This is a genomic window from uncultured Psychromonas sp. (assembly GCF_947489755.1).
Lineage (GTDB): Bacteria > Pseudomonadota > Gammaproteobacteria > Enterobacterales > Psychromonadaceae > Psychromonas.
On the sequence record NZ_CANLFB010000004.1, the window covers coordinates 54,343 to 67,464 of the forward strand.

General features: G+C 38.3%; 12 protein-coding genes. 3 read left to right on the top strand and 9 right to left on the bottom strand.

The features are described from left to right. Nucleotides 1–102: 102 nt before the first annotated feature. The 7 genes from Q0794_RS03290 to Q0794_RS03320 all read right to left on the bottom strand — a co-directional run bounded on the left by Q0794_RS03290 (nucleotide 103) and on the right by Q0794_RS03320 (nucleotide 7,625). Entirely contained in the window at nucleotides 103–1,281 is a 1,179-nt protein-coding gene (locus tag Q0794_RS03290; protein ID WP_298940107.1) for a cytochrome c peroxidase, read from the bottom strand. Continuing rightward, nucleotides 1,278–2,192 (bottom strand): sterol desaturase family protein, encoded by a 915-nt coding sequence (locus tag Q0794_RS03295; protein ID WP_298940108.1) that lies wholly within the window; start codon nucleotides 2,190–2,192, stop codon nucleotides 1,278–1,280. The genes Q0794_RS03290 and Q0794_RS03295 overlap by 4 nt, the downstream gene beginning before the upstream one ends. Beyond that, nucleotides 2,182–3,183 carry an imelysin family protein gene (locus Q0794_RS03300; RefSeq protein ID WP_298940109.1) on the bottom strand — a complete coding sequence of 334 codons (1,002 nt, stop codon included), beginning with the start codon at nucleotides 3,181–3,183 and terminating at the stop codon, nucleotides 2,182–2,184. The genes Q0794_RS03295 and Q0794_RS03300 overlap by 11 nt, the downstream gene beginning before the upstream one ends. After that, nucleotides 3,180–4,616 (bottom strand): di-heme oxidoredictase family protein, encoded by a 1,437-nt coding sequence (locus tag Q0794_RS03305; RefSeq protein ID WP_298940110.1) that lies wholly within the window; start codon nucleotides 4,614–4,616, stop codon nucleotides 3,180–3,182. The genes Q0794_RS03300 and Q0794_RS03305 overlap by 4 nt, the downstream gene beginning before the upstream one ends. 142 nt (nucleotides 4,617–4,758) lie before the next feature. After that, the gene (locus Q0794_RS03310; RefSeq protein WP_298940111.1) at nucleotides 4,759–6,168 is read right to left on the bottom strand and encodes an imelysin family protein; all 1,410 of its coding nucleotides are present in this window, start codon (nucleotides 6,166–6,168) and stop codon (nucleotides 4,759–4,761) included. A gap of 164 nt (nucleotides 6,169–6,332) precedes the next feature. Then, a complete protein-coding gene (locus Q0794_RS03315) occupies nucleotides 6,333–7,205 on the bottom strand; it encodes an FTR1 family protein (RefSeq protein ID WP_298940112.1) in 873 nt (290 codons plus the stop codon). A 3-nt stretch (nucleotides 7,206–7,208) separates the two neighbouring features. Continuing rightward, nucleotides 7,209–7,625 (bottom strand): cupredoxin domain-containing protein, encoded by a 417-nt coding sequence (locus Q0794_RS03320; protein ID WP_298940113.1) that lies wholly within the window; start codon nucleotides 7,623–7,625, stop codon nucleotides 7,209–7,211. Nucleotides 7,626–8,341: 716 nt separating this feature from the next. Between Q0794_RS03320 and folE the strand changes: the two genes are divergently transcribed. After that, nucleotides 8,342–8,914: a GTP cyclohydrolase I FolE gene (folE, locus tag Q0794_RS03325; protein ID WP_298940114.1), complete on the top strand. Its 573-nt coding sequence runs from the start codon at nucleotides 8,342–8,344 to the stop codon at nucleotides 8,912–8,914. 147 nt (nucleotides 8,915–9,061) lie between these two features. On the opposite strand, the gene Q0794_RS03330 is transcribed toward folE, so the two are convergent. Continuing rightward, on the bottom strand, nucleotides 9,062–9,775 hold the full coding sequence (locus Q0794_RS03330; RefSeq protein WP_298940115.1) for a hypothetical protein: 714 nt from the start codon (nucleotides 9,773–9,775) through the stop codon (nucleotides 9,062–9,064). 12 nt (nucleotides 9,776–9,787) lie between these two features. Further along, a complete protein-coding gene (gene tyrS, locus Q0794_RS03335) occupies nucleotides 9,788–11,059 on the bottom strand; it encodes a tyrosine--tRNA ligase (RefSeq protein ID WP_298940116.1) in 1,272 nt (423 codons plus the stop codon). A 139-nt stretch (nucleotides 11,060–11,198) separates the two neighbouring features. On the opposite strand from tyrS, the gene mtnN reads away from it, so the two are divergent. Together mtnN and Q0794_RS03345 are read left to right on the top strand one after the other, a co-directional pair. Beyond that, nucleotides 11,199–11,894 (top strand): 5'-methylthioadenosine/S-adenosylhomocysteine nucleosidase, encoded by a 696-nt coding sequence (gene mtnN / locus Q0794_RS03340; RefSeq protein ID WP_298940117.1) that lies wholly within the window; start codon nucleotides 11,199–11,201, stop codon nucleotides 11,892–11,894. Then, complete coding sequence (locus Q0794_RS03345) at nucleotides 11,894–12,868, top strand: cobalamin biosynthesis protein (RefSeq protein ID WP_298940118.1); 975 nt, start codon at nucleotides 11,894–11,896, stop codon at nucleotides 12,866–12,868. Before mtnN ends, Q0794_RS03345 begins: the two co-directional genes overlap by 1 nt. The last annotated feature ends 254 nt before the right edge of the window (nucleotides 12,869–13,122 follow it).

Here is a 13,122-nt window from a genome sequence, read left to right on the forward strand (position 1 = left end):
AAAGGGAAGATTAAACGGTAAGAAAACAACGATTGAATAAACGAATGCTATACAATCCTTGTTCTCTATTAATGTGTGTTAAACACGTTAAATGTAAATGAGTTACTTAGCAGCTTTTTTCTCTTTTTCCAGTTTGTCTTTCGCTTCTAATAGCGGTTCAAAGCGCTTATCGGTTAAGGTTTTCATGAAAGCAATTAATGCATCAATCTTACGGTCCGTGAGTACTTGTGCTTTTAAGTCTGCTAAATCAACTGTGTTAGGCACTTCAGGCGCTCGCCAAGGTTTACCTGTTTCAGGGTTAATAGTGCGTTTGGGATTATTAAAATGATCATAAAACTCCATCACGGTACGTAAATCCTTAAATACACCATTGTGCATATAAGGTCCTGTCACAGCGACATTACGCAATGATGGGTTTTTGAATTTACCATCGTACTTAGGATCGTCTACGGCAGGATTTTCTAATAAACCATGGTCAATAAAGTCTGCTTTTAAATGGCCGAACGCCAGCAGTTGCGCATTGGTTGGCACACCAATATTACGGTATTGATGATTAGTAAAGGGTTCTTTTTTACTATCTTCTACTTTTAGCATGTGACAGGTATTGCAGCTGACATTGTTGTTTGAAAAGAATAAGGTGCGCCCTAAATCTTCTAATACCGTTAATTCATACTCACCTTTTAAGAAGCGATCGTATTTACTGTCATAGGTAGCAAACTCATCGGTTTGTTGGAATGCTTGTAACGCATTACCAAAGGCTTCAAATGCAGGTGACATTTCCTTACCGTCAACCATATCAAACACCCCTTTACCATATAAGCGTTTAAAGTTTTCAACGTAGAAAGGATTCTCTTGGATGCGTTGCACGACAGTCTGCCCATTCGGCAGTCCCATTTCCACTGGGTTTACAGGTGGCCCCATCGCTTGAATCGCTAATGTATCTGCGCGGCCATCTAAGAACTGACCACCGACGTACTCTTGTAGCTTTTCATCGAAGTGAAATGCCGGTGAAGTACTCGCATAAGCGGCCATAGGTGTGTTTCGAGAGCCTAATAATTTTATATCATCGCCGATTGAGACCATTTGACCACTGGTATTTTGGCGTTGATCTGTAAAGCTATTGTTAGGCTCATGACAGGTTGCACAAGACATGGTTCTATTTTTAGAAAAAGAGGGATCTAAAAACAGTAGTTGCCCTATTTGCGCCTCTGTCATTTGCGGTGCAGCATTCAGCTGAGTACTCGCCAAGCCAATCACTAATAGATAAAGAAATTTTTTCACTGAAATGTCCGTTTGATACTTGTTAATATATTAAAAAAGGGGCGAACCATAATTTTGAATACGCTATCAAAATCTTGCCTTCTCCCTTCTCCTAAACCAAATTTGTTTGTTACTGGTGCATCTTTTGTTAATCGTAATGAGCCAAATAACCAATCCCATAACGCCAATACACTACCATAGTTTTTACGCATACTTTCTTGTTGATGATGCACTTGATGCTGCGCTGGCGATATTAATAAACGTTCCAACCAACGCCCATAACTCAAGCGAATATGGCTATGCCTCAAGTTTCCCGTAAAAGAAAAGAGAATGACCACAAAGGCATTCCCACCTAATACCGAATAAAGGTTAATTCGCGCGCCAAAGCAAAAGACAAATATCCCTGTGACCACGCCAGCAACCAATGCATTACGTAATGCATACAGCATAATTTCTACTGGATGTAAGCGATAAAATGTCAATGGATTCAACGATTCAGGACTATGATGCACCTGATGAAATTTCCATAACCAACGATTAGTATGCAACCAACGATGTAACCAATAGCGGCTAAAATCTCCGAGTACAAACAAAGTTAACGTATACGCCACAATAATATCGCGATAATACCATGACAAAAATAAAGGCTCGAATTCTGAATTCAACCAATTCAGAGTCCACAGGGCAACGGTGTTCGCTGACAAGAGAACAGGCACAATAAATAATGCCTTGAATATCCAATTGAATATAAAATAACGATAATCTAGTTTTGAATCAGCATTCAGCCAATAAGCCTTTAACTTGGGCGCTGAAATAGCCCCCACTTTAAAGACATACCAACCAATCGCAATGACAGCACTAACGACAAGGTACCCCCAAAAAATCCGTTGGCCACCGTTCAGAAATACCGATAAGGGTGTATCAATCGCCATCTGCATCGATTAGATTCGCTGATACGCCAATTTGACTCACTAAATGTCTGTAAAAGGCTTTTTGAACATCTAACAATCCCTGAAAAATTGGGATCATGTCATTTAAATTAAAGTTATGATCAACGGGTGTATTTTTGTAAGCAGTTAACGAGTTTTCTAATGCGACTTGCACTGCATTAATGCCCTCTTTACCGTGCTTATCATAAGCAATCGTTGCTACATTCGGTTGTTGATCTTCACCTAAAAGTTGTTTGTTAGTTTCTAAAATCCCACCAATAAAAGCCCACGATGCTTGGCTATAAGGATATTGTTGATGCTCTGGTTTAGTTTCACCCAGGTTGGCCTTTGTTAATCCACTCACTTGTGCAATACGCCAATCTCGTGTTTTATAGATATGTTCAATTTCAGCATTGACGACCAATGACAAACCTCTATCTACATCGAAAAGGAACGCATCGCGATTGGCTTTATATCCGTCACTTATCTGTGTAAATCGTTTACACACGTTCGCCACCATCACTTCTGCAAATGCTTTTCTACGCTCAGACCATTCGCCACTGAACATAACAGAATCGATAGCGCCCATGGTTTTATAGGAGTTTTTATACAATGCCGTAGCAGGTTTTGAATCACGACCAACTAAACGCTCGATGCTGGCATGAATATCTTCATTACCGCTATGGAAGTAATCCACCATTAGTGGGTAATCCATTGCATTCATATCATAATCGCCAAGTATGTAACTTGCTTGTACTCGTCCCCACCCTTCAGCCATTTTTACAAATGCTTGGTGGCGAACATCACTTGACTTGCTTTCTAAAGACGTTTGTAAATCTGCACAATATTGCACTGCGTTATCTGCATTTTGCTGGATAACATGGTCATAGATTGAAGCATAAGGGTCTTTTTCCTGTGCATTACTCAGCTGAGCATAGCTAGTCAGAGGTACGCTAAGTAAAAAAATAGCTGACAGGGGGATAAAAATTTTCATAATTGCTCCAGAAAGTGTAACAAGGCCAAGCGCTCTGCTTGATCTAATTTAGTAAATTTTAATTTTGCCTTTTCGGCTTCTCCACCGTGCCAAAGAATCGCTTCTTCCGGTGTTTTTGCTCGTGCATCATGTAAAAAACGATGTTGTGCACGAACACGTGCCCCTACTCCCCATAAAGGCGCAGTTCTAAATTCTCGTTCAGTGGCGAGAAACTCTGGGCGTCCATCTTGTAGTGCCTCCCCCATATCGTGCAAGAGTAAATCAGAATAAGGGTGAAATTCAACACCTTTAGCGGTCGTTAATGTTGAGCGATGGCACTCGCCGCAACCGACGTCTTCAAATAATGCTTTTCCGTCACGTCCTTTTTTATCCAAGTTGACCGTTTTAGGTGCTTTATGGTCGCGAATGAAAGACGCAATCGCTTGTAAACGCAACATAGGTAAATCTAAACTACCTAACCTTGTTTTATCCCCTCGCGGTGCAGCAATGCAATCAGCTTGTGCTGGTTGGCAAAGTTCTTCAGGGAAAAAGGGGTTAGTTAAACCTAAATCATGTGCAGCGGCATTGGCCGTTTGTCCAGCAATATTCGGGGCACTGGCTTTCCAATTCATTCGCCCTAATATTTTTTCAGCTTGGTCTGGTGCGTTTAACCAATTTGCACGGCCACTAATGCCGTCTTTATTCGCATCAAGTGGATCTTCCCATGTCAGGATATCTTCATTTGACACTTGTTCTATTAATCTTAGACCCGCTAATGTCGGCGGTTGTCTTAGTGCAATCACAGTGTCTTTCGCTAACGGTCCGTAGGCTAATTTATCTAAATACGGGATAAAAGTAGTGAGTGTCAGAGATTGCCCATCAGGATAGATAAAAGGATGAGATTCAGTCTTTAATCTTGTTTGTGCTTCTGGTTTTACCTTGCCGTTGCCTCTAATTGACACTTGGGCACCGTAAACAGGATCAGGCACACTATCATGCATTGGCGTATCAAGATTATTCACTAACCAACGGGATGCATGTTTGTTGGGCTGTGTTAACTTAAACACTAAACTACGTAATGGTTGGTTTTCGTCACTAATGGTTGGCGCACTGCCATTATTGACATGACAACTCACACAAGTATTCGAACTGAAATGTGGGCCAAGCCCATCGCGTGCAGTTGTTGCACTGGGTGCTTCTACCCATGGGATAGTAAAAAAAGAACGGCCAAGAATATACTGATCAAATTCTGTATCGTTCATCTTAATCTGATGAGAAAAAGGCTTACTGCCGCGTGCATTGGTAAATTCATCTGCATTGATATTGCTAGCAGTCTTGCTAGTCGTATTATTTGTACTGACGCTCGTTTCACTATGCACAAAATGACTCGATGCAATAAACAAAAAAATGCCGTTGAGTGTGTTTTTTACTGCCTTATTAGAATTGATTTTCATGCTTCACTTTCAAAATAAATTACACCTATAGGTAACGAGAAACGCCACCAACCGATTCCGGATAGTGGCGTTTAAACTAATAACTTAACTGTATGTTATTTATTACAATAACATTGACTACAGTATCATCCGTTACATCGCTTTAAAGTTGTGTTTCTTCAGCATCAGTAACATCATTAGTTGTTAATGAAATTCCGTATGCTTTAGACACTGTCACCATTTGGTCACCTAGACGACGTAATTGGTTTTTAAGCGTAACAATGTTTTGTACACTTTCTTCGTTTTCTGGACGAATCTGGTAATCAAAATGCATTGTTGTTGTCGCTAATGTGTTGATGGTAGCAATACGCGTTTCAATATCAGCCATTAATGTAGCAATTTCAGCTTGCTCTTCAGTTGATAAGTTATCAATGAAAGCTGGACCTACTTTCTCGCCTTTGTATTCACCTAGTAATACGTTCTTAATGCCTTGATAGTTCAATGCAATATCACGATGCGTATTATCAGAGAAACATGAATGCTCGTCTTCTTCACTTGGTGTTAGTACTGCAACAGCAATACGTTCGTTAGCGAGTTCTGATTTAGAGAAGACACCCACACCTGCAAAGATTTGTTTTAATGCAGTAGATAGCTCGATATTTTTAGACGCTTGATCTCCCGTTAATTGCTCTAATAAAGCAGCGCGGTAAAGGCCTTTATCACCACTTACTTTATCTTCCCAAGCACTTGCTACAACTGATAAATCATCAACCATTTTTTCTGCAACAGAACCAAGGTAAGCAAGACGACGTTTAGCTAGTTTATCTATTGTGAAGTCAGTTAATGGACGTTGACCAGCAGTCATTGCGCCATTGCTGATAGTGTCTTCAATCATGTTGTTGTAATCTTGATCTTGACCCCAAAGCATAAATTCAATGGCATGGTAACCAGCAGCTACGTTTGCATCGCCACCGTTAGTATTCAATTCACCTAATACTTCAGGTGTTAATGTTGTTACGTCAACCGCTGTTACATCTTCACCGCCTGGTGTAAACAGACCTACAGTATCAATAATGTTACCAGTAGTACGCTCATTGTTAGCATCAATAGTGTAATCGATCATGTTTTCATCTAAAGGCCAAGAGTTAAGCTCGCCTTCAACACCACCGTAAGTTTCAGCTACCCAACCGTCTTCAGCATCGATAGGACCATTTGAAAGACGGAAGATTTCTGTTGTGCCGTAACTTTCACGAGACACTAACCAAGCATCTTTAGCTGCTTGTAATGTTGCTTCTGTTGGTTCTGCTACAAAAGCGCTGATTGCTGTTTGTAATGTTTTTGCATCTGTCACAGCATCTGAGTAGTTAGCAGAAGCAATGTTTGCATAAGTTGATAACGTCGCTAATTTATCAGCATTTGATAAACCTGTTGTAGCTGTAACAGCTTCAGTCTTAGCAACGGCTTCAACAGCTGGCGCTGCAGTTTCCGGTACGACTGGTTTTTCTGGTTCTGAGTTACAAGCTGAAACTAATAGAGCGCCTGCGATCATCGTGCTTAACATTGTCTTTTTCACTTTTATACTCCTAGATGTACATTAAAAACGTTAGTGAGCTTTATTGTTATCAATAAAACGCATTGTGTTAATTGCTTCCTGCAACTGTGTAAATTGTGTTCTGCAATTTGTGTATATAAATTTTCTAATTCATTTTTGACGCTAACTGTTTGATGCTAAATGCATTAAGCTTGTTCTGCTGTGACTTGCACTATTGGCTCATGCTTCTTATGAAACTGCCATTTAAGAATAACCATCACACCAATCCAATAAGTGCCTAATACAGCTAAATCCCAACCAATCGGTTGTGAGCGGTAAGCAAATAGTGAAGCTAATAAATTACCAAATACAGAACTATCACTTAGCACACTACTCATATCCCAGATGTTGCTATATAACCAACCTGGTAAATCTGTCGCGGCTAACGGGCCACCTAATAATTTTTCAGAAGCTGCCAAAAACAATGCAGAGCCAAGGAAAAGCAACATAATCTCTGTCACTTTAAAGAACCATTTCCAAGAAATAAATTTCCCACCTAACTGCAAGGCATAAAACATCACCATCGCTAGAGCAAGACCGATTGCTACCGCACTGAAGAAACTAATATAAGACGCCAGTGTCCCCAACTGTAAAAGTGAACCGTATAGGAACATGACCGTTTCAGAGCCTTCACGCCCTACCGCAATCATTGATAAGAAGAATACTCCCCACCAGCTTTTTTTGCCCTGTAGGCTTTTTTCTAATCCAGCTTCCAGATCTTTCTTCAATGTACGTCCATGGACTCGCATCCACAGCACCATTTGTACAATCAACGCGCTTGCAAGTGCTAACATGCCGATTTCAAACCAAGCTCGGCTGTCACCACCTAATAAATCTGAGACACCAATTAACGTTAATGTTAATAACGCTGCTAAACCAAATCCTGCCACGACGCCTGCAAACAACCATTTTTTACCTGTTGCTGCATCCGCTCTTCCATCCATCCAAGCATAAAGAATTCCGATCACTAAGAGTGCTTCAATGCTCTCTCTACAGACAACAAAAATTGTTTGTCCCATCTTTTAATCCTTAGCTTTAACTATTATTTTACCGTGTGTTGTTGGTGCAAAATCATCAAAATAATCATAAGTACCAGCGTCTAATGGAATAATCACTAGTGTCGTTTCAGCATTCATAAATAACACTTTCTCTTGGCGCAGCTGATTACTTTCGAATTCAGCAGGTTTATTACCAAGATTACGTACTACTAAACGGAATTTAGTTTTTTCTGGTACTACTAATTCAGCAGGCGTTAAAACACCATCTTTCATTTCAACAAGATAGGTTTTTAATTTAGTGTAACGAGGGTCGTTCATTTCAACACTAAAACCATCAGCATCTAATGGTGAAGTCCTCGGGGCTTCGCTTGCTATAACGAAAGAATTAACCGCCATCACAGCGACAAAAGAAAAAAGAAAAATATGACGAAAAAATTTCATTGAAAATATCCAAATATTTGTTTATAAAAGTGAGGCGCACTCCTCAACTTCGTTATTTTTATTAACATTACAGATCATAAAGTAATAAAACATCATAAGCAATAATAACAATCATTACTATTTGCAATAATTATACTTATTTAACCAACCTTTAAATAAAGAGTCATTTTTTGTCAAAATAGTTACCTAAAAACTTATTTATTTACCTGCTTTTTTGCCAGCTTTTTGCCTACACTTTTTTTTTGTAAAAAAAGCGTACGGCTAAACGGGATGATAAGTTCAATATAAATCTGTTAAAGCGTTTATATCGTTATGTAGTTATCTAGTTATCTAGTTATCTAGTTATCTAGTTATCTTCAATTTGAATTGTCTTTCGAATTAATATCGAATTCTCTCTATCACTTGTCTGTCAAATAATATGATTAAACATGAAAACCCTAACTTTAATTCGAGCTTTTTTGTTTCTTGCTGGTCATGAATACTGATAACATACGCAAAATTAATAAAGTTAAGTGTCTGGTCTCAATAAGATGAATGGCAGTCATTGAAATAAAAGCTGATATTTATAAACATTGCCACCATGATTTTTATTTAAATTAAGCTTATTAATAGCGGTAATTGAATGGTTATAACAAGCCTAATTCAATGGATACATTCTCCGTTTCATCTCTTAGATTCACATATAAAAATATAATAAAAGTTAAAGGAAATATTTCATGGACAAAAATATAGAGTTCGAGAATTCGGTTAAAAAAATGCTTGAACATGTAGGTGAAGATCCAACGAGAGAAGGTCTAGTAGACACCCCTTCTCGAGTAAGAAAAGCCTTTGAATTTATGTGTGGCGGTTATACTCAAGATCCAAAAGAAATTCTTCAAAAAGCACTGTTCACTTCTACCAATGATGAAATGGTTGTAATTAAAGACATCGAGTTTTATTCACAATGTGAGCATCACATGTTGCCAATTATTGGCAAAGTACACGTTGCTTATATTCCTAATGGTAAGGTTGTTGGCCTATCTAAAATCCCTAGAGTAATAGATGTATTCGCAAGACGCTTACAAATTCAAGAACAATTAACAGAACAGATTTGTGATGCATTAAACGAACACCTTCAACCGAAAGGCGTTGCCGTGATGATTGATGCAAGACACATGTGTATGGAGATGCGTGGTGTTCAGAAAATCTGTTCAACAACAGTCACTTCTGCATTGAGAGGTTTGTTTAAATCTAACAAGAAAACTAAAGATGAATTCTTATCAATCGTGTCATCTTCTTTAAGAAAATAAGTGTTTTAATCAATCACAGTCAGACCCTTTTCTTAATTAAGAGTCTGATTTACCTTTAAAATAAACACAAAAAAGCCTGATAATAATCAGGCTTTTTATTCGCTTAAAACAACGGTTTCAGCTAGTCATTGAGATCAATACGAAATACTAGAATGCAAAAGTAATATTTGCAGTAAACTCTTCGTCGTCATTTGCACTAACACTAAAGCCAAATACATCTGATAATTGAACACCTGCGTCTATCGTTGCAGCCCATTCATTAAGGTCGGCACCTTTAAAACCATAAGCGTAGCTTGGCGTAATACCAACCCAATACATACGATTAAACTTATAACGAGTCGTTGCATCAAATTTCACATAAGTAGTATCTTCGATCTCATCTGCCCATAAATACCCAACACTGACTTTAGGATAAAAGTTAATGTGATCATCCATAAAAGCAAGCTTGGCAAAAACACCAACAGAAGTATCGTTGACATCATCATAATCTTTACCATCGGCGCGAATATCTTTACTCCAGCTACTATCAAAAGTTACACCAGAGTTAGACCTCGCATTTAATAATAAATAATTTACTTCATAAAAATCTAAGTCATGCTTTGCTGCAACAGTAAAACGTTGTTTGTACACGCCGCTTAAATAACCACCATAACTAGCAGACAAATCAATACCTTCAGTACCACCACCAATCGTAGCACTAGAATAAACAGCAGTAGGATCGCTCATATCCACCCATGTTTCTTCCGTTTCATCTGCCGCTAATGCTGCAAAAGAAGATAAACCGACCAACGTACCAACAGATGCTTTTAACATAATATTTTTTAAAGCATTACTCTTTAAGGTGTAGTTTTTTAAGATCATATAGATTCTCTTTTATTTCCAGATAAATAGATTAAATAAACGCTTACCACGTTTAATTAATGTGTAACGTGAGAATAAAGCATCTACTTTTTGAATAGTTGCTTCGGTATCAGTAATTTTGTCTCCATTCACCATCACTGCACCATTGTTTACAAATTCTCGTGCCATTTTATTCGACGCGGCTAATTCGCAACTCGTTAATAACTCTACAATAGAGGCACTTTCAGTATCAACATCGGTAGCAGGAAGTCCATCTTGCGCTAACTGAGCTAAATCAGACTCGCTCAAACTACTTAAGTTCCCCGAAAATAATGCTTCAGTAATACGTTCTGCTGATGCTAATCCTTCTTCACCGTGTACTAAGCGTGTTACTTCACGTGCTAAAATAGCTTGTCCTTGTGGACGTCCTTTAATGGTTTTATCTTTTTCTTCAATCTCTGCAATTTCTTCAATAGACAAGAAAGTGAAGTAACGTAAGAATTTATAAACATCGGCATCTAATGTTGTGATCCAGAATTGGAAGAATGCATACGGCGATGTTTTAGTCGGGTCTAACCAAATGGTACCTGATTCAGTCTTACCAAATTTAGTGCCATCAGCTTTAGTGACTAACGGCATAGTAATACCAAATACTTTTTCTTGGTTCATACGGCGTGTTAAATCGATACCACCGGTAATGTTACCCCATTGGTCAGAACCACCAATTTGTAACGTACAGGCTTTCTCTTTATTTAATGCAGCAAAATCATAAGATTGTAATAACATGTAACTGAATTCAGTAAACGAAATCCCAGCGCCTTCACGGTCAATACGCTGTTTAACAGATTCTTTTTGAATCATGGCATTCACACTAAAGTGTTTACCCACATCACGTAAAAAAGAGATGCTATCCATTTTCTGGATCCAATCTAAATTATTAACCACTTCAGCGGCATTGTCTTTTTCACCAAACTCAATGAATGCACTCACTTGTTTTTTAATTGAGTCTACCCAATTGGCAACAATATCATCACTGTTTAATTTACGCTCTGCCGCTTTAAAACTTGGGTCACCGATTAAGCCAGTTGCGCCACCTACTAATGCTAACGGCTTGTGGCCAGCTTCTTGAAAACGCTTAAGAATCAATAAAGGCACTAAGCTACCAATGTGTAAACTATCAGCAGTAGGATCAAAACCACAATATAAGGTACGGCTCGCACTAGATAAATGTTCATGTAGTTCTTCATCGGCGGTTGTTTGGGCAATTAGACCACGCGCTTTTAAATCTTCGAGTAAGGCATTCATTTGCTTTTTCCTAGTTTGCTAGCATATTAATTACACGCGATTTTACACAGTTATTTGCCACAAAAAAACCTTAGAGTGAAGATATAGCAAACAATATGGTAGCATTAGACCTTTATTGATATAACAAAGAGAAAATTACATGAAAATAGGCATTATTGGCGCAATGGATGAAGAAGTTAGCATCCTTAAATCAGCAATGAACAACGTAACAACAACTAGCATTGCAGGTTGTGAGTTTTACCAAGGTGACCTTAACGGCAAACAAGTTATTTTAACAAAATCAGGCATTGGTAAAGTAGCAGCGGCGGTTGCAACGACTTTATTGTTAGAAAAATTCTCACCAGACACTGTCATTAATACGGGCTCAGCCGGTGGTTATGATAAAAATTTAAATGTAGGTGACATTGTCATTTCAACAGAAGTAAGATTTCACGATGTAGATTTAACCGCTTTTGGTTATGAAATAGGCCAAATGGCACAATTACCACCCGCATTTGAAGCTACACCTTCATTAATTGAAATTGCAGAACAAGCAGCACAAACATTACCAGGGCTAAACATTATCAAAGGGTTAATTTGTACTGGTGACATCTTCATGGCAGATCCAGTAAAAGCAGAAGTAGCACGTACAAACTTCCCAACGATGGCTGCTTGTGAAATGGAAGCCGCTGCAATTGCACAAGTTTGCTTTCAGTTTTCAGTACCTTTCGTGATCATTCGTTCACTGTCTGATATTGCCGGTAAAAAATCAGAGCTTTCTTTTGAAGAGTTCTTACCTGTAGCCGCTAAAAATGCCTCTATTTTAGTGGAAGCGATTGTAGATAGAATCAATTAATGCAGGACACATTAGCATTAATGGAACAACACAGCGTTTATTTCAGCTTTATGTTTGCTGCGCTGTGTTCGTTTTGTTTCTCATTACCTAAAGATCTTAATCCCCTTTCTGCTTTTTCACTTATCTTCAAGCAAATAGCAGTCAAAGTTAACTTACCAGAACGCAGTGATGGGTATAAGCGATTAGCTAGTTTACTTGCTTTTTCATTAATATACTTTCCCATCGTCTTAATCATCAGCCAATTATATGTCGTGGCGTTTAAACCTTTTATGATTGATGTCGTGGTGATGTATAGCTTGTTATCTTGGCACGATAAAATGCATGTTTATAAGCAGATTGACAGCGACCTACGACATAATAGTTTGGCTACGGCAAAGTTATTTCTGTCGCCGCTAACATTACGTGAAACAAAACCGTTGTCTTTATTAGGCACCAATAAAGCCACTATTGAATCTCTCGTGTTGCATTTAACCAATGGATGGTTTGCCGTTATTTTTTGGTATTTAGTCAGCGGTATTTACGGGGCTTTGTTTTATCAACTCATGCATATTTGTACACAACAATGGAATTGTAAATTAGCGCTGTATAAGGTTTTTGGTCAAATACCCTCTTTCATTACCAGACTACTTCAATTACCTGTACATATACTCGTGAGCTTTACATTTTCTTTGTATGATAAACCGATCAAGCATATCTTTAAAAAATTCAAGCAAAGTGTTGATTGGCACCATTTTTCTTCTGGCTTATTGTTAAGTAGTTTTGCGTTAAGTATTCAAACACAACTCGGTGGTGTCCGTTTATATGCCTCAGAGAAAGTTACTTATGCCAGCATCGGTATTAATAACCAACCAACGGCAGATAAAGTCAGTTTAGCCATTCAACGGTTAGGGTTAAGCGCCTGGTTCTGGTTAATTTGTATTAGTCTCTACGAATTCTTCCCGCAGATTGTGGCTTATTTTAATGGCAGTTATTAAGTACTTATCTTGCAAGAGAAATGTACTTTTAAATTGTTCTGATAGGCAGGCCATTCTCAAATGGGCAAGTGAGTCATATTAAAAATAACGAATCAACCTTCATGGATAATGGTGGATGACTTAGTCATGAACTTATATTCTTGGCCTAAGTGTTAAAAGTCAGCTAATAATATAATGTGCCAATAGCCTAAAAGATGGTAATAAAAAAGCCCTTATCTGTCACCAGATAAGGGCTTTTTAGCTCATTAAGTCAT

Bases quoted from the DNA above. Each gene is read 5' to 3' on its own strand.
- Q0794_RS03330 (WP_298940115.1), bottom strand. From the start codon at position 9,775: ATGATCTTAAAAAACTACACCTTAAAGAGTAATGCTTTAAAAAATATT.
- Q0794_RS03300 (WP_298940109.1), bottom strand. From the start codon at position 3,183: ATGAAAATTTTTATCCCCCTGTCAGCTATTTTTTTACTTAGCGTACCT.
- mtnN (WP_298940117.1), top strand. From the start codon at position 11,199: ATGAAAATAGGCATTATTGGCGCAATGGATGAAGAAGTTAGCATCCTT.
- Q0794_RS03315 (WP_298940112.1), bottom strand. From the start codon at position 7,205: ATGGGACAAACAATTTTTGTTGTCTGTAGAGAGAGCATTGAAGCACTC.
- tyrS (WP_298940116.1), bottom strand. From the start codon at position 11,059: ATGAATGCCTTACTCGAAGATTTAAAAGCGCGTGGTCTAATTGCCCAA.
- folE (WP_298940114.1), top strand. From the start codon at position 8,342: ATGGACAAAAATATAGAGTTCGAGAATTCGGTTAAAAAAATGCTTGAA.
- Q0794_RS03305 (WP_298940110.1), bottom strand. From the start codon at position 4,616: ATGAAAATCAATTCTAATAAGGCAGTAAAAAACACACTCAACGGCATT.
- Q0794_RS03295 (WP_298940108.1), bottom strand. From the start codon at position 2,192: ATGGCGATTGATACACCCTTATCGGTATTTCTGAACGGTGGCCAACGG.
- Q0794_RS03345 (WP_298940118.1), top strand. From the start codon at position 11,894: ATGCAGGACACATTAGCATTAATGGAACAACACAGCGTTTATTTCAGC.
- Q0794_RS03320 (WP_298940113.1), bottom strand. From the start codon at position 7,625: ATGAAATTTTTTCGTCATATTTTTCTTTTTTCTTTTGTCGCTGTGATG.